Annotated in this window: 16 protein-coding genes; 9 read left to right on the top strand and 7 right to left on the bottom strand. The window is 39.8% G+C overall.

The features are described 5' to 3' along the window. From L659_RS0103685 to L659_RS0103675, 3 genes are read left to right on the top strand one after another with little or no spacing between them, the layout of a single operon-like run. A complete protein-coding gene (locus L659_RS0103685) occupies positions 1-708 on the top strand; it encodes an HAD-IA family hydrolase (RefSeq protein WP_024589646.1) in 708 nt (235 codons plus the stop codon). Positions 709-736: 28 nt separating this feature from the next. Next, complete coding sequence (locus L659_RS0103680) at positions 737-1,840, top strand: retroviral-like aspartic protease family protein (RefSeq protein WP_024589645.1); 1,104 nt, start codon at positions 737-739, stop codon at positions 1,838-1,840. Between the two features lie 22 nt (positions 1,841-1,862). Beyond that, positions 1,863-2,219 carry a HopJ type III effector protein gene (locus L659_RS0103675; protein WP_024589644.1) on the top strand — a complete coding sequence of 119 codons (357 nt, stop codon included), beginning with the start codon at positions 1,863-1,865 and terminating at the stop codon, positions 2,217-2,219. A gap of 10 nt (positions 2,220-2,229) precedes the next feature. Here L659_RS0103675 and L659_RS0103670 read toward each other — a convergent pair whose 3' ends face one another. Beyond that, positions 2,230-2,637: a GNAT family N-acetyltransferase gene (locus tag L659_RS0103670; protein WP_024589643.1), complete on the bottom strand. Its 408-nt coding sequence runs from the start codon at positions 2,635-2,637 to the stop codon at positions 2,230-2,232. A gap of 40 nt (positions 2,638-2,677) precedes the next feature. After that, positions 2,678-2,983: a DUF6482 family protein gene (locus L659_RS0103665; protein WP_024589642.1), complete on the bottom strand. Its 306-nt coding sequence runs from the start codon at positions 2,981-2,983 to the stop codon at positions 2,678-2,680. Between the two features lie 109 nt (positions 2,984-3,092). On the opposite strand from L659_RS0103665, the gene L659_RS0103660 reads away from it, so the two are divergent. The 3 genes from L659_RS0103660 (at position 3,093) to L659_RS0103650 (ending at position 5,479) form a co-directional block, all read left to right on the top strand. Further along, positions 3,093-3,785 (top strand): pseudouridine synthase, encoded by a 693-nt coding sequence (locus tag L659_RS0103660; protein WP_024589641.1) that lies wholly within the window; start codon positions 3,093-3,095, stop codon positions 3,783-3,785. 101 nt (positions 3,786-3,886) lie between these two features. Further along, positions 3,887-4,261 carry a BlaI/MecI/CopY family transcriptional regulator gene (locus tag L659_RS0103655; protein ID WP_007580531.1) on the top strand — a complete coding sequence of 125 codons (375 nt, stop codon included), beginning with the start codon at positions 3,887-3,889 and terminating at the stop codon, positions 4,259-4,261. Between the two features lie 9 nt (positions 4,262-4,270). Beyond that, complete coding sequence (locus L659_RS0103650; protein WP_024589640.1) at positions 4,271-5,479, top strand: M56 family metallopeptidase; 1,209 nt, start codon at positions 4,271-4,273, stop codon at positions 5,477-5,479. 73 nt (positions 5,480-5,552) lie between these two features. Here L659_RS0103650 and L659_RS0103645 read toward each other — a convergent pair whose 3' ends face one another. Then, positions 5,553-5,936, bottom strand: coding sequence for an MAPEG family protein (locus L659_RS0103645; RefSeq protein ID WP_010554555.1), 384 nt, complete (start codon positions 5,934-5,936; stop codon positions 5,553-5,555). A 239-nt stretch (positions 5,937-6,175) separates the two neighbouring features. Between L659_RS0103645 and L659_RS0103640 the strand changes: the two genes are divergently transcribed. Then, a complete protein-coding gene (locus L659_RS0103640; RefSeq protein WP_024589639.1) occupies positions 6,176-7,054 on the top strand; it encodes a DMT family transporter in 879 nt (292 codons plus the stop codon). 67 nt (positions 7,055-7,121) lie between these two features. Here the strand turns inward: L659_RS0103640 and L659_RS0103635 are convergent, their stop codons facing one another. From L659_RS0103635 to L659_RS0103620, 4 genes are all read right to left on the bottom strand, one after another. After that, entirely contained in the window at positions 7,122-7,439 is a 318-nt protein-coding gene (locus L659_RS0103635) for a DMT family transporter (RefSeq protein ID WP_007580521.1), read from the bottom strand. Then, positions 7,439-8,971: a bifunctional GNAT family N-acetyltransferase/carbon-nitrogen hydrolase family protein gene (locus tag L659_RS0103630; protein WP_010554553.1), complete on the bottom strand. Its 1,533-nt coding sequence runs from the start codon at positions 8,969-8,971 to the stop codon at positions 7,439-7,441. Before L659_RS0103630 ends, L659_RS0103635 begins: the two co-directional genes overlap by 1 nt. Before the next feature lie 98 nt (positions 8,972-9,069). Beyond that, on the bottom strand, positions 9,070-9,918 hold the full coding sequence (locus L659_RS0103625) for an MBL fold metallo-hydrolase (protein WP_024589638.1): 849 nt from the start codon (positions 9,916-9,918) through the stop codon (positions 9,070-9,072). Positions 9,919-9,997: 79 nt separating this feature from the next. Next, the gene (locus L659_RS0103620) at positions 9,998-12,283 is read right to left on the bottom strand and encodes a penicillin acylase family protein (RefSeq protein WP_024589637.1); all 2,286 of its coding nucleotides are present in this window, start codon (positions 12,281-12,283) and stop codon (positions 9,998-10,000) included. 156 nt (positions 12,284-12,439) lie between these two features. On the opposite strand from L659_RS0103620, the gene ycaO reads away from it, so the two are divergent. Beyond that, positions 12,440-14,200, top strand: coding sequence for a 30S ribosomal protein S12 methylthiotransferase accessory factor YcaO (ycaO, locus tag L659_RS0103615; protein WP_024589636.1), 1,761 nt, complete (start codon positions 12,440-12,442; stop codon positions 14,198-14,200). Between the two features lie 115 nt (positions 14,201-14,315). Then, the gene (locus tag L659_RS0103610) at positions 14,316-17,678 is read left to right on the top strand and encodes an ATP-binding protein (protein WP_024589635.1); all 3,363 of its coding nucleotides are present in this window, start codon (positions 14,316-14,318) and stop codon (positions 17,676-17,678) included. Positions 17,679-17,704 lie beyond the last annotated feature (26 nt).

The following is a 17,704-nucleotide window of genomic DNA, read 5'->3' as shown; positions in this document are numbered from 1 at the left end:
ATGATCCGATTTAATCGTGCTATTAAGCCATTTTCTGTCATGAGCTTTGATTTAGACGACACGCTATACAGCAATCACCCTATTATAAAAGCAGCCGTTAAAGCCCAACAAAATTATTTAAACGCGCTACCGGGCTATCAAGAGCAAGGTCCAAAGTACTGGCAACTATGTCGCGAACTTGCCGTAATACAAAACCCAGATCTCGCAGATGATGTAACTAAATGGCGCAAACACACCCTACGTTTAGCGCTTTCTAAACTTGGGTTTACCGCAGATGATGTAGAGCGCCATGCAAATGCCGCCTATAACGCCTTTGCCGATACGCGCAGCAACATAGTCGTAAGCGATGACGTACTAAACTTACTAGATAACCTAGCCAAACACTTTACGCTTGTTGCGATTACTAACGGTAACGTTGAAATTGAACGCTTTAACTTACACGATAAATTTGAACTCGTACTGCAAGCAGGTATGCACGGTAAAGCAAAACCTCACAGCACCTTATTTGATAAAGCAGCCACACATTTAAACGTTGCTAAAAGTGAAATTTTACACATTGGCGATAGCCTAGATACCGACGTACAAGGCGCAAATAATGCCGGTTGCCAATCGGTATGGTTAAACGACCAAGGCGCCAATTACGCCTATAAAGGGCTGGCTGATATTGAAATAGCCAATGTTCATGCCTTAACGCACTTTATTAAATAATACCAATTGCATTAAATAAGAGGTCACAATGAGCCACTATACCAAGCTAATCACCTTGCTATTAATTGGCTCACTTAGCCTTAACGCTTATTTATTGTGGCCGCAGCCTGCATTAACTAAAGTACAAAAAACACAAAGTGCCCAGCAAAGCATATCGCCGAAACAACAAAATACGTTATTAAATACGGCAAAGCAGCAATTTAAACAACACCAATTTGAAGCCGCACTCAGTAGCTATCAACAACTCAAAAACAGCAATCCTGAAATCGCAAAAAAACTTTATTCATCGTGGCTGATACAGCTTAAAACATGGCTAAATAGCAATTTATTACTCAGCGAGTCATTTCTCAATGCGCTATTAAATAACAGCCCTTATAACGTAGAATTACTTAACTTACAGGTTGAGTATTTAATAAATAGCGAGCAAACACAAAACGCCATTATTGCTTTATTTGAGCTTAATTCATTACAACCTGCTGATCAGCAAAGTAACGAAAATACACGTTTAAATACGCTCACTCAAAACGAATTACACACATTAACTGAGCAACAAAATTGGCAAGCTATTATTGAGCAAACACAAATTTGGCTTGATTATAAAAGCGATAACGCGCAGTTTTTATATCCGCTTGCGTACGCCCACTATCAGCAAGGCGATTTAATTAGCGCACAAGCAACCCTTGATCGAATGCCAAACCAGCACAATCTGAAAAGCCAAGTGCAAACACTGCAAGCTATGATCAATAAAGCACTATCGCAAGACGACTTTGTTGCTTTAACGCCTTACGGCGCGCATTACTTAATAAACACCGAAATAAATAACAATCTATCGACCGAACTAATGATTGATACAGGCGCAAGCGTAACCTCACTACCTACAAGTATAATTGAGCAAATTTCGCCACTGCCTTTGTATTTAGGCGATGTAACGGTAAATACAGCGAATGGTCAAATTATTGTAAAGCGTTATCAAATTGAATCGTTTAAAGTGGGCTCGCAAATTATTTATGGTTTTGAAGTGTTGAGCATTGAAAGCACAGGTGGGCAAGGTTTGCTAGGGATGAACTTTTTATCGCGATTTAAATTCAATATAAATCAGCAAACAGATGAGCTAGAGTTGAGCGCTAAATAATTATAAAATATAAGGACAAAAAATGACGTTAAATGACTACTTAGCAACCCTTGCAGAAAACCCAAAAAGCATTCAATTTACCGATACTATTGCTGTTATTGAGGCAAATTACACGTTTACCGCGTGCGGCTTTAATAACCATGGATTACTTAGCTCTGTAAGTGAGAACAACGGTTCATGTAAAATTTTTGCATTTGCTAAATTAAACGATTTAAGTAAACAAAATACCTTAGATTGCTTTGGTAAGTTTTACCGAGAGGACGTGCTGAAAAACCCTAAAGGGGATGATCACATGAACATTCGCACCTTTATGTTAGCACCAGAGGCAACGCCTTTTTTAGGAATTACCTTTGAAGGCGAGCCACTAAAAGAAAAATAGCCAGCAAAAATTAAAGTGGCTTTTCCATAAAGTAACGCGTACCTGAGCGTGGGTAATTATTAAGTTGATACTTAACACTATAACCGCGCTTTTCGTAAAAAGGTTTTGCTTGAAAATCAAGTGTATCAAGCTGAGCAGTTGTTGCTCCTAGCTCAATAGCAGCTTGCTCAAGTGCCGTTAGCAATTTATCTGCAAGCCCTTTACCTCGTGCACTATCGCTACACCAAAGCCAACTAATCATCAGCCAATTTCCAAACACACACCCACTAATACCGGCAACAAGCTCGCCTTGCTCATCAGTAAATTTATAGCCTAATGGCACTCTTTGCGCATCAAAATACTGGGCGTTAAATTCAACCATTTGTGCGCGAAGCGCTGAGTTTAACGCATCGGTATTATCTACTTTTAATTGATACATTTATCGCCCTTAAAAAGCAGATACTAGCAAATTAGCTCAATCAATAAAGATTATTTTTACCGTAAGGTACTTCAAGCATATTGCTGCCGGTTTTTTCTGGCTGACCGCACATTTCGTCGTAAGCGCTTGTTTGGCGCAGTACCATTTCGGCATACGCTATTTTGTCAAAACGCTTTTGAACATGCAGTGGGCTTAGCGCTCTTAAAAACTCACCGCTGTCTTCTGTTACATAGTATTCAACGTTATTAATCATTACTGATACTTGATAAAGCGCCATATCTAACGAGTGAACAATGACTTTTTGTAGCGGCTCGTGCTTTTTTAACTGTGAAAATTTAATACCCATCTTGGCTACCTTTTTATATTTAACCTGAGTTCTGGTTATTTAACATTATCGATACGCAGCTTTGCTATAATCACGATCAAATTTTTATTAGCCGCTGGCGTCACACGTTATGAGCACAAAAATCCGACTCGCTAAATATATTGCCCATGCAGGTATTTGTTCTCGTAAACAGGCATCGCGTTTAATTGATGAAGGTGTTGTGACTGTAAATAATCGCCCAGCGAATCATATAGATCACGTTGATGAGCAAGACATTGTAATAGTGAATGAAAAAGAAATTAAAGGTGCTGCCGATTTAGTTTATTTTGCGTACCACAAACCAGTAGGTATTGACTGCAAATTAAATATTGATGACCCAGCCAGCCTTATTCACCATTTGCCCACACTCACCCGCGTATACCCTATTGGTCGATTAGATAAAGACTCTCGCGGTTTGCTTATTTTGACCAATGATGGGGATTTTTGTAATCAACTAATACATCCTGACTTCCACCAGCCTAAACATTATTTAGTCACCGTAAATAAGCCTTTAGACGATGCTTTTTGTAAAAAAATGGCAGCAGGCGTACCCGTTGATAAACACATAACCCTGCCTTGTGAAGTAAATAAAATAGCCAGCAATCAGTTTAGTATTGTTTTAAAACAAGGGCTAAACAGACAAATACGTAAAATGGCGCATTACTGCGGATATAAAGTAATTGATTTATTTAGAGTGCAATTTAGTGACCTCACCCTTTCAAAACTAAACCTACCTGAAAACCAATATATACAAATTAATAAAAACGATATTTCAAAAATCTAATACCAAGTCACTTAATTACATCTCAAAAAGTTAAAAATAAACTTGCAATTACAGATTACAGGTGTAGTCTTTAATTAAAGATTACATTTGTAGGCAATAGCATGATTGAGTTATCAAAAGCAGAGTTTGACGTGCTCGACGCACTTTGGATTAACTACCCCGCCACCGCGAGCCAAATAATTGAGCGCTTAAGCGACGATAAGCAATGGCACGAAAAAACCATTAAAACCCTACTAGGTCGACTAGTAAAAAAAGGCGCACTTACATTTGAAAAAGAAGGTCGTCAGTATATTTATATGCCGTGTATGGAGCGCGCCGACTACACCTTAAAAGAAAGCCAAAACTTTATTGAGCGCTTTTTTAGTGGACGTATTGCGCCACTTGTAAGCGGTTTTGCTAAATCGGAGCAGCTTTCTCAGCAAGATATAAACGAGCTTAAAAAAGTTATAGATGACTGGGAAAAAAACCAAAAGTAAGGGATTAACATGGTTATTCAAACTGGTTTTAATTGGTTGATTGAGCAGCAATTACTATTAAGCATTTTGTTTTGTGGATTTATTTTACTCGAGCGATTTGGTTTAAAAGCCCTTGGCTCGCGGTTTGTATATAAATTAGCATGGCTATTACCTGCGGCATTGGTGATTGCTAATTTACCAAATGCGATTAAACCACTGCAAAATAGCAATATTAGCCATTACTTAATCACCCCTAACCAGCCTTTTACACATGAAATGGGTATTAGCTGGGCGCTCATGTATGTACTTATTACCGCATGGTTATTAATAGCTAGTTTTATTACACATACCCGTTTTGTTAAAAGCCTGCAGTTAACTGAGTTAACCCAATTTGAAGGCACTCTTGCCACTAGTGTTAAAACCTACACCAGTCAATATGTGGCAACGCCAATGGTGGTGGGTATTTTAAACAGCAAGCTGGTGTTACCGAGTAACTACAATACCCAGTTTGATAAAGCCACATTAGCGCTTATTTTAGAGCACGAAAACGTACACATAAAACGCAAAGACAACCTAACAAACGCACTTATATTACTACCTACTATTTTACTTTGGTTTAACCCACTAGCTTGGTTTTGTTACGCAAGCATGCGCCGACTACAAGAGCTGACTTGTGATGAACGGGTACTTAGCAATAAAACCACACAACAACATATTTTATATAGCAAAGCCTTAATAAACTGCGCGGCAAATGCGCCCACAGGACTTATGGCTTATTCACACTACGGAGATAAAAAAACCATGTTACAACGACTTACTAATATAAAACACAACGGGGAGCGTTCAAAGTTTGCTAAAGGTGGCTTATTACTTGTAGCCGCAAGCATGCTAAGTGGCTTAGCAATTGCAAAGCAACCAGAAGCAATGACTAAAGAGGATCACATTTCACCAACAATACGCATTGAACCTGCTTACCCAATACAAGCAGCTCAACAAGGGATCAGCGGCTCTGTTGTATTAAAATACGATATTGCAGCAAACGGTAAAACAAAAAACATTAGTGTTATTCAATCTAAACCTAAAGATGTTTTTGATAAATCAGCGAAAGAGGCGCTAGCAAAATGGAAATATAAAGCATCAGATTCAGGTTTTGAAGATGTACTTGTGCAACTAGATTTTGCGATTAATAGTGAAGTGGCGCCTACCGATTTAATAGAGCGAATTAAAGTATCGCATTAACACCTCGAGTTGTTCAAGACTACAAAGCAAGCGCCCTTTTAGGCTGCTTGCTTTGTGGTTTTACGCTATAAAGTTACAAACTCACCACAATCATGGCAATGGCTGTACCCAAGCCAATAAACCACACTAATGAGCGAATTATATCTAGGTTCATATAGTAAAAAACGCAATACAAAATACGCGACACAATATGCGTAACCGCTAACATTTCGGTCACTGCACCTACAGAGTTAGTGCCCAGTACAACTGCAATAGCGACAGCAAAAACAGCAAGCGATTCAAAACAGTTTTGATGAGCAGCGAGCGCCCGTGCACCAAAGCCGGTTAATTTTTTTTGTTGCGCCCTTGGATGTTTATTGTCGTATCGACCTAATTTTGCCATTGCTATAGCAACCGGCACTTTTGCAAAGTAAGGCATTAATACCGCAAGTAATGCACATACAACTAATGTTGTCATAATTTATCCTTTTGATGTTTCGGATAATTTAGCATAAGCGCAATAAAAAAGCCGCCAGATACGTTTTATGACAAACGCTGGCGGCTAACAATAACATCAGGCTTACTATAGCTAAATATATCCTCAAACCCATGCGACATAATGTCGCAGATGATGAATATTCAACATCATAGTTAATGCATCGCTTTACTTCACAAAGCTTGTTAACTTTACTGCCTTACATTTTAACGATGACGACCATGACCTGGATATTTTTCACTTTTTTAGCCGCCTTCATGCAAGCATGGCGTAATGCCCTGCAAAGTAAATTAAGTAACGATGTGAGTGTTGCTGGCGTAACTCTCTCCCGCTTTATTATTGCAGGCCCTATTGCTGCCGTGTATTTATATGGCCTTTATCAATATCAAGATACCGCCATGCCTACGTTTAATAATGCCTTTTGGGGATTTATTATAGGCGCAAGTGTGATGCAAATACTTGCCACTGGTTTAATGGTTAAGTTATTTAAAATGAATAATTACGCTGTAGGTGCTGGTCTTGCCAAAAGCGAAGCGTTAGTGGCTGCTATTTTAGGTGTATTATTTTTTGGCTCGGCACTTTCTTTACTCGGTTGGCTTGGTGTGTTTTTTGGCGCTATTGCCGTATTGCTACTCAGCGGCATAACAAGCGTTAAACACTTTAATGCTAAAACTGCATTACTAGGACTTTCTTGTGGTACTTGCTTTGCACTTACATCACTGTGGGTACGTGAAGCGAGCTTAAACTCAGGATTATTATTTCCACACTCAGCCGCTTGGGTTTTGCTGTTTGTAATTAGCTTACAAACGCTAATACTACTGGGCTATTTATTACTAAAAGAGCCAAAAACGCTCAGTAAACTGTGGCAATACAAAGGCACTACAGCCGCTATTAGTGTTTTTAGTTGTGTCGGCTCTATTGGCTGGTTTAGTGCAATGAGCTTACAGCACGTTGCTTACGTTAAAACACTTGGACAGGTTGAAGTATTTTTTACCATGCTAATTGCCGTACTTTGGTTAAAGCAGCCACTTAAAAAACAAGATACTGCAGGCTTAATACTCATAGCCATTGCCGCTATTTTGGTCATGTTGCCAAGTTAAGAGCATAAAAAAGCGCAGGCTTTTATACCTGCGCTATTCATAATTAAGCGTTTATTCAAATTACCAATTAAGAGCTTATTTTAAGTGTTATCACACCGCTAATAATCATTAATACTCCCGCAATACGACCAAATGTAGCTGCATCGTTATAAAACAATATACCTACTAAAAACGTACCCGCAGCGCCAATACCTGTCCACACCGCGTATGAGGTGCCCATTGATATTTGCCTTTGAGCAAGCCACAACATAAAACCACTAGCAACTAAAAATGCCACCGCTATTGCGATGCCTTGCCAGCGAGTATCTGAGTTTTGCGAAATTTTTAAACCTATCGGCCAGCCAATTTCAAGTAAACCGGCAATAACCAAATAAATCCACGCCATTAAACATCTCTCTTTTTCAATATAACTTCATATAAATCTTCGCGGCGATCTTTTAAGTTACGCACTGTGCCTTCGCTGTGAAGAATTTTTAACTTATCCATATCAAGGTCACTAAATAACAGCATTTCTGTATTAGGTGTTGCTTCGTTAAGTGTTGCATCGTGCGGGAACGAAAAGTCCGATGGCGTTAATACAGCCGATTGTGAGTACTGCACATCAAGGCTTTCTACTTGTGGTAAGTTACCTACCGAGCCTGCAATAACCACATAACATTCGTTTTCTATTGCACGCGCTTGTGCACAATGGCGCACACGTAAGTAGCTATTTTTAGTGTCGGTCCAAAATGGGACGAACAAAATATCTAACCCTTGTTTTGCTAATATGCGTGAAAGCTCAGGAAACTCTACGTCATAACAAATTTGAATACCTACACGCCCAGCATCGGTTTCAAATACGGCAATTTTGTCGCCGCCTTGAATAACCCAATCGTTTTGCTCATGCGGGGTAATATGTATTTTACGTTGCTCGTCTATTTTACCGCTGCGGTGGCATAAATAACTCACGTTATAAATTTTATCGTCTTCGGCAAGCGGCATAGAGCCGGTAATAATATTGGCGTTGTATTCTATTGCCATACGCGACATCGCGTTTTTAAACGTTTCGGTATATTCCGCTAAATAACGAATCGCTTCAGTTTGATTACTTTGATTTCCTAGCCCCATTAATGGCGCATTAAAAAATTCAGGGAATAGTATAAAGTCACTTTTGTAGTCAGATACGGTATCTACAAAGTATTCAACCTGCTTTAGCATTTCTTCAACCGATTCAACACAACGCATTTGCCATTGCACAGCACCTACGCGCACAATTGATTTAGTTGACTCGAGTACCGTGTCGGTTGGTTCATACATAATGTTATTCCACTCAAGTAAAGTGGCGTAACCTACTGACTCTTGATCCTCCGGTAAATACTTTTTAAGCAAACGCTTTACCTGAAAATCATTAGACAACTGAAAGCTTAAAATAGGATCGTATAGCTCCCTCTGATCTACTTTTGCAATGTACTCCATTGGCGTCATTTCACTGCTGTGATTGTAATAACGTGGAATACGACCACCCGCTAAAATAGCGCGTAGGTTATATTGGCGGCACAGTTCTTTACGGGCATCATAAAGGCGACGACCTAAGCGCATGCCTCTGTGAGTTTCGCTAATGGCAACATCTAAGCCGTATAGCGCATCGCCGTCTGTATCGCTAAATACACGGTCGTGACCATCTGCAATGTCTTCGTATGTATGCGGGTTTGAAAAACGTGTGTAATCAACTTGTACGCTCAGCGCTAAGCCCACCAGCACGCCGTCATCTACAATACCTATTTGCCCTTCAGGAAATTGGTCTATTAATCTAAAAATGGTATGACTTGGCCACGCACCACCTAAGTCGGGATACGCTTGATCCATCAAGGTTTTAATTTGCGGATATTGCTCTCTGGTTAAGTTACAAATTTCAAGATGGGTTTTTTCTGCCGACATACACAACTCCTTAGGCATAAGAAAATAAAAGCCGAATGTACGCTCGATTAAATCAAGAATACACTCAGCTTTGTATCATGTTTTTTACTTTAGATGTACTACTTTAAACTGCGATAAAAGAGTGTGGTTACTTTCTCTTTTGGTAACCAGCCTGCGTATTCAAGACCAAGTTCTGCCAATGGATCGGCTTTAAGTACTTGCTCTAAGCTTGCATTATTTTGCATTGCTTTTAGCATTACGTCTTTCGCGTTTTGAACTAGCTTACCATACGCTATCAGTCCTGAACGGTCACTTACCTTACCGTGTCCTGGTATTACTTTAGTGTTGTCGTCAATTTGTTTAACTACATCGTCTACTGCCGCTAAAATACCATCAACGCTGCCGCCGCTATCTACATCAACAAACGGTAAGCTGCCAAAATTAAAGTAAATATCGCCCATGTGCACTATGTTGTCGTTACTAAAAAAGACAACCGAGTCACCATCGGTATGTGCATGTTCGTAATGCACTACATGGGCGTGTTCGTTATTAAAATGCAGTTTTAAATCGTGACCAAAACTAATGCGCGGTAAAAAGTCTGACCCTTCTCCATGCTGCTCTTCTAAACGTTTATGTACATTGTCGTGTGCTATAACGTGCGCACCCGCTTTAGCAAAGTTTTCGTTGCCACCGGTATGATCGCCATGATGATGCGTATTAATAACAAACTCTGCACTGCCTGGTTTTAAATCGCTAATCGTTTTTTTAATATCATCTGAGAGTTTGGCAAACTGATCATCAATAATATAAATGCCATCATCACCTACACTCGCTGCAATATTACCGCCTTGCCCAAATAGTACGTATACATGCTCACTTAGCTTTTGTGCTGTTACTGGTCCCTCGTCGGATTGCGCTGCTGTACTTAGTAATAAACCTGTTATTAATGCGGGTAGTATTTTTTTCATTTTTGTTCTCTGTTGTATGAATTAATAAATATAGAACGTTTTTATCACTATTTAAGCTCACTCACTTATCACTTAAACGTTATTTAATAGGACTTATGACTATTTGATGCATAAGTGTTTGCGGCAATAAAGGTGTATGTTTACCCTCTACGTAATCACTAAACCCCGCTCTATAAAATTCAGAAAGAGGATGCCCCGATTGCCCACCGGGAATAGCTAAAATTGCATGTTCTAAATGCCCAGGTTGAGCAATAAAGCGCTGCGATGCGCCAAAACTGCGCCCTTGTACGGCGGGCATGTAGCTATCACCAAAACCCGCTGCTGTGGGCATATTTAATAACTTAGCAAGTAACGGCATTTGCTTTGCAAACGGATGCTCTATCACTAACTCATTGACCTTGCCCCACTGCCAGCTTTGTACATTATTACCAAATTGCTCAGTAAGCTTAGTGATAGTTTGGTTAAATGCACCGTGTAATTGTGCATCCCAGCTTTTAAATTGCGGGTTTATCCACGTATCGGGTTTGTTATTAATAAGCTGCCAAACTGCAGGCTCTAAATCTCGTTTTACGTATTTAAGTGTGCCTTGCTGTTTATTTAATTGGCTTTCAATATTACTAAATAAAATATTAATCACTTCATCGCGGTAGCGCTTAACTAAGGTATACCCTATGGAGGTTGAACACGCACATTGCTGCCAATTTTCGAGCGCTGTTATATATTGCTGATTTTTGGTTTGATCGGCTTTTAATTGCTTTAATAACAAAGCATGCCAAGGCATTAAAAAGCGAGCTTGGTTATCGAGCTGTAGTGCGTAAAAGTCGCTCTCTGCAAATGTTTGTTTTTCAAATAATCTATCGCGGATTTGGCTCGAACGTGCACCGAGTGCATAGCCACCATTGCCAAAGCGGGCGTTATCTTCAGCCGATACCACGCGAGAATTACCAGTCCATAATCGCCCACTTTGTGGGTTTTTAATAAAGGGGCGTTCTAATTCGGTTTGCTGCCAAAGCGCTGAGTAGTCACCGGCATTTACACCGAGCTCACTTGGCGTTTTACGAGCCGGTATACCGCCCATATTTTTCCACGCTGCACTACCTTGGCTATCTACCACCATTAGGTTTTGCACAGGTATTCCTACATCGCTTGCTACAGCAAGTGCATCATCTACTGTTTTGGCTTGTTCTAACTTTAATAGTTGCATATTAACGGCGTAAGGCTGATGTGCAGCCCAGCTCAATGCATAAGGTTTTTCGTTAATATATTTTACAGGGCCATATTCGCTGAGTATTAATGAATAGTTTTCAACCTCCCCATCGGGTAATACAATAGGTTCATCTACTTGCCATGTTTTACTATCATCGTTTAATGCAATCCAATCGGCTGTATCTAAATAACCATTAGTAAATCCCCATGCAACATTGTTGTTAGTGCCAACAACAATTGCCGGCGCTCCGGGCAGCGATACACCGGTTACCTGAGCGGGTTTTCCATTTTGTATATAATTTAGCTGAGCCCTGTACCAAATTACAGGCACTGCCATCGATAAATGCATATCATCAGACACCATTCCAGCGCCTGTTTTAGTAAGCGTTCCCGTAACTGCCCAGTTATTACTGCCGCGCTCTTGGTTTGCTTCAATACTTTTAACTGTATGCTCTGTTTGAGTGGGCAAAGTAGGTATACCGGCGTTATAAGGCGTTAATTTACTGCCATCAAGTGCGGCTTGGTACTTACTTGGTTGCGTTAAAAAATCAACCATTTGCTTACCATACGCTTGCTCAATTTGAATGAGTGCTTGGTCACGTTCAAATGTCGCGCTTTGTAAATCAAGGTACATGCTAAATATCACAAGTAGGCTGTCTTCGCTTTGCCATGGCTTTTGTGTTGCACCGGTTAGTAAATATTCAAAGCTTGAATACCCTACTTGCGCTAAACCTTCGTTTACACCTTGAGCGTAACTTTTAAGTAATTGCTTATCTGCATCAGGCAGCGTTTGTAAAATAATTTGGCTGCGTTTACGCAATTGATGAAAACGCATCTTTTTATCGAGCCCCAACGCGGCTTCGCCAAATAATTCACTTAGCTCGCCTGCGGCATTACGTCTTAGTAAATCCATTTGAAAAAATCGGTCTTGCCCATGCGCATAACCTAAACCATAGGCAACGTCGTTTCGGCTATTTGCATTTATCACTGCTTGCCCTAGTGCATCGCGCGAAATTTTTACGGGCTCTACTACCGCGTTACTACGTCCGTTTCCATCAAGGGCAGGTAAACTTAAACTAAGCACACCATAAACAACGGCGGTACTTGCCAGCCCTAAAATCACAATTAATAATAACAAGCGTTTGATTACTTTAAACATCAACCTTTCCTTTGCACGTTTTGACCAAGCGTTAAGGACATATAATAACCACAGTTTTATTAAATAATAATGTTCTTGCTCGCAAAGGGTGAAATAAACATCAAAATCCACGATAATGTCAGCTCCACACATCGTGCAGAACTAGTTGAGATCAATATGACTGAAAAAACATTTATCAAAGGTAAAGACCGCGACCTAGAATCGTCAATCTCTACCATGCAAAACAAGCTTGAAGCCCTACACATTAATGTTGAAGAAGCGCTTTGGCTTAACCCTGTAGCTAACTGTTATTCGGTTCATATAAAAGACAGTGACTGCGGTGTTATGTTTACCAATGGTAAAGGCGCAACCGACAAAGCCTCTATTGCCTCAGCACTCGGTGAATACTTTGAGCGTTTAAGCTGTAACTACTTTTTTGCAGACTTTTATCTAGGTGAAGAATTTGCCAATGGCGAGTTTACTCATTACCCAACCGAAAAATGGTTTAAAGTTGAAGGCGACGAAGTACCACAAGGTATTATGGATGAAAGCTTATGGGATTACTTTGACCCAGAGCGCGAACTTAACGCATCACATCTCTTTGATTTTAACTCTGGCAATATTGATCGTGGCATTTGTACCCTGCCCTACACTCGCCAACGCGATAACCAAGACGTATACATTCCGGTAAACGTTATTGGTAATATTTTTGTATCTAACGGTATGAGCGCAGGTAACACGAAGTTTGAAGCTCGCGTACAAGGTTTATCAGAAGTATTTGAGCGCGCGATTAAAAACCGCATCATCGCCGAAGGCATTTGTTTACCAATCGTGCCTGAAGATGTTGTTAAGCAATATCCTAAAATTCACGAAGCGTGTGAAGAGCTTCGCAGCCATGGCTTTCATTTACGTATTGCCGATGCATCACTTGGGGGAATTTACCCAGTAATGAGCGTAACGCTTATTAACCCAACTGATGGTTCTGTATTTGCCTCTTTTGGTGCTCACCCTTCATTTGAAGTAGCGCTTGAGCGTACCGTTACCGAGTTACTACAAGGTCGTCGTTTAGATCAACTAGATGTATTCCAACCTGCAACATTTGATAACGATGAAGTAGCAACACCAGAAAACATTGAACTGCACTTTATTGATTCAAGCGGTTTGATTTCGCATGATTTCTTCCGTGCAAAACCTGACTTTGAATTTGTACACTGGGACTTTAGCGGCACAACAGAGCAAGAATATAACTTCTGTACTGACCTGATTCACAGCATGGATCACGATATATACATCATGGATTACACGCACCTAAACGTATACGCATGTCGTATTTTAGTACCTGGCATGTCAGACATTTATCCAGTTGATGAGCTTATTTGGCGCAACAACAACGAAGGCGCAAAATTTCGCGAAGCATTCCTATCGCTTGATCAGTACGATGCAGAGCAATGGATGGAAATTTACGACAGCCTAGAAGAAGCCGGTCATAGCGATATTATCCGCGCCGCAGAATTTATTGGCTTAGCAACTGATGCCGACACACCATGGCACACACTGCGTATAGGTGAGCTTAAAGCGCACCTATGTTTAGCCGCAGGCAGCGAAGAAGCCATTGATTGGGTTGATTGGATACTTCATACGGGCCAAGTAAACGAAGATGCAATGCGCCACTTCCGCTGTTTAAAAGCAATTCTTGAAATTAAATACGATGACGAGCGCGAATACGCTGATTACCAAGATGCATTAGGCTTAATGTTTGGTGCTAATAATGTAGCGCTGGCTATAGAAATTGCCGAAGGTAAAAAGCAGTTTAACGGTTTAACTTTTCCAGGTTTATCGCTTGAAGGCTTTAAAAAGCATGCGGCACTACTTGATGGTTACCGCAAGCTACACGTAGCAAAGCAAAATCATTGGGCACGTGAAGTTAGCGATTCGTAACTCGCTAAACTACTAATTATAAAAAATAAACGGCGCATTTGTTAATTCGCCGTTTTCATTTATGTCATAAATTAGCTATAGTTAATTTGCCTAAATTAACGCCACGATGTAGCTAATGCCACCGTCTAGTAATAACAAAAAAACGAATGTTCATAACTTTAAGCTGACCTTTTGGTTATCGCTTACGCTAACTGTACTAGTTGGTGTTGTTCTTGATCGTATTAACTATAATCGTGTAAAAGATGCTCACAGGTTACAGATACTCTCTGAAATAAGTACCTATCGTGCTCAATTAGAATCTATTTTAGTTTCTAATATCCAATTGGTTCGAGGTTTAGGTGTTGCCGTAGCAGCACAGCCTAATCTACAACAAACCCAATTTGAACAAATTGCCCAACCCCTATTTAAAACCTCTAATGAGCTACGTAACATTGGTGGCGCTCCCGATATGGTCATTCGCATGACTTACCCCTTAGAAGGTAACGAAAAATCGCTCGGTTTGAACTTCTTAGAAGAAAAAAACCAACGCGCTGATGCAATTAGAGCCCGCGATACAAATGCTATCGTAATGGCTGGCCCATTAAAATTAGTCCAAGGTGACATCGCACTTATAGCCCGAGTTCCTGTTTACATACCGCCAGAGAATCGCTTTTGGGGATTACTCTCAGTTGTTCTCAACATTGACAAAGTCTATGAAAATTCAGGTATTTATGAGCTAGGAAAAGAGTACAACGTCGCTTTACAAGGCAGGCATGGACTTGGCAGCAAAGGGGAATTTTTTTACGGTGATCAAAACATAATAGAGCAAGATCCCCTTGAGTTTGCGTTAAGCTTTCAAGGTGGCAATTGGCAACTTTACGTAGCACCTAAAATAGGTTGGAGCCCACCAAATTCAGCTGTGTGGCCACTTCGGTTATCAATTATAATTATTTGCGGATTATTAATTTGGGCCTTTTTATTCTTTTTGAAAATGCTTAATCGTCAGCAACAAAATGAAAAAATGCTTGAAGCAATGAGTGATCTAGCTCAAATAGGCGCATGGTCATTTAACTTAGAAACTAAACAAGTGTATTGGTCTGATATGACCAAAAAACTATTTAAATACCCATTAAATAACCAACCAGAATGGCCTAAAGATTTAAATTACTTTAAAAAAGGCACTAGCAGAGAAACAATTAAACCTTTAATTGAACGAGCCATAAAATATGGTGAAAGCTACGAAGTTGAATTAGAAGTAATGGATGCAGAAGGTGGATCTGTTTGGGTACTCGTACATGGTGAAGCAGAACAAAAGAATGGACGATGCACACGTATTTTTGGCTCATTACAGAATATTGATACCCGTAAAAAGATTGAATTAGAAAATAATAAAACCGCATTACATAACGAAATTTTAGCTTCTCTTACCGTTAATAAATTAATATTAAATGGGCAACTTAGCCAATCGAAAGATATTATCACTGAAGCAATCTGCCAAGCATTCGATATTAAACGTGCCAGTATTTGGTTTTTTAATGAAGACAAGTCTCAACTAAGCCCCTTTGCCATACATAGCAAACATTCGTCTAGTGACAAAATTGACTCTATTTGGCTAAGAAAAAACAACCCCAGCTTTTTTAATGCAATAGATCATCAAGCAGTATTTAATGCACCCGATGCACTAGAACACCCAATACTCGCACCAATTAAAGAGCAGTATTTAATGCCACTCGAGATTAAATCAATGCTGTGCGTAATTATTCCTGCGGGAAGTGGTGCTATAGGCGTTGTTTGCGCCGAGCAATGTCAATCCAAGCGCCACTGGTCTAAAAACGAAGAAAGCTTTTTAATTGCCGTTGCAGCGTTAATAGGCAGCTTGCACTCGAGCCAGCAACGAATTGAAACTGAACAAAAGCTGGTTGCCGCCAAAGAAACTGCAGAACAAGCTGTTGAAGCTAAAAGTGAATTTTTAGCGAGTATGAGCCACGAAATTCGCACACCAATGAATGGTGTTTTAGGCATGCTTAATATAATTAAGCAAACGCAACTAGACCTACAGCAAAAGCATCATATCGAACTTGCTCAGTCATCAGCTCAATCTTTACTTAATATAATTAACGACATATTAGACTTTTCTAAAATTGAAGCCGGTAAGCTCGATATTGAAAACGTGCAATTTAACCTACCTCGGTTATTAGGAGAAGTGGTTGAGTCGTTTGCTTTAAAAGTAGAGCAAAATAATACAAAACTTATTTTAGATGCCACTCAAATTACAGTTAGCGAAATAATTAGTGATCCGAACCGCTTACGCCAAATTCTGAATAACTTAATTGGCAACGCCGTTAAATTTACTATTGATGGCGAAGTAGTTATTACCGCCAAAGTGGATGAAACAACGGATGGCTCGTTCCTACAATGTTCGATTATTGATACTGGCATTGGTATTGACCCTAAAAAACAAGCGTCGTTATTTGATTCATTTACACAAGCAGATACCTCAACTACACGCCAGTTTGGGGGCACAGGACTTGGCCTTGCGATAGTAAAACAATTGTGTGAATTAATGCACGGTGAAGTAAGCGTAAACAGTATGCAAGGTGAGGGAAGTACATTTTCTTTCACAATACAAATACAGCCTCGCTTAAGTAAAGAACAAGATTTACCGAGTCATTTAATTAAAAACAAACATATTTTAATTATTGATGAGTGTTCGTTAAATGCAAATACAGCCAGTAAACAACTCACAGTATGGGGCGCAAAAGTTAATTGCGTACATGACTATCTTGAGGTTGATGATTATTTAAATAATGTAACCACCCACCCTGAAGCTATTTTAGTTGATTACTACTTTTTTGAAAAAGCGCCGCAAACGCATATAACTGCGCTTAAAAACTTTATAAATATGCATAGTTGCAAGTTAGTTCTTATGGCGCCAATGAGTTATTCACCTGAGGAGTCTAAAGTAGGTATGGAAGTCGACTGTATGATTTTCAAACCACTCACACCTTCTGATTTGTTTGACTCACTCACTAACGATAAATACATTGAACAACAGCAGCAACAAGCACAACTACAAAATAAACTAACTAAAGCACCAGTACTCGATTCATCAGAGCCACAACTACTGCTCGTTGAAGACAATAAAATAAACCAAGTAGTTGCCTCGGCGCTATTAAAGCAAGCAGGTGTGACTTTTGATATTGCTGAAAATGGGCTTGAGGCAATTGTAAAACTCAATGCAAAACAAGGTAAGCCATATAAGCTAGTTTTAATGGATTGCCAAATGCCTGAAATGGATGGCTACCAAGCTACTAAAGCTATTAGAGAAGGCGATGCAGGTAAGGGTAATGAAAATATTACTATTATTGCACTTACAGCCAATGCCATGCAGGGCGATAAAGAAAAATGCCTAGCAGCAGGCATGAACGACTATTTAAGTAAGCCGCTCGATTTAGCCGCCCTAAAACCTAAACTCCAGCAATGGCTTGGTATCCAATAAAGGTGTAAGCTAATAAAATACGCTTA

It is taken from the genome of Pseudoalteromonas sp. S8-8, assembly GCF_000497875.1.
GTDB lineage: Bacteria > Pseudomonadota > Gammaproteobacteria > Enterobacterales > Alteromonadaceae > Pseudoalteromonas > Pseudoalteromonas arctica.
The sequence above is the reverse complement of the archived record's forward strand: the minus strand, read 5'-3'. Positions and strand labels throughout refer to the sequence as shown.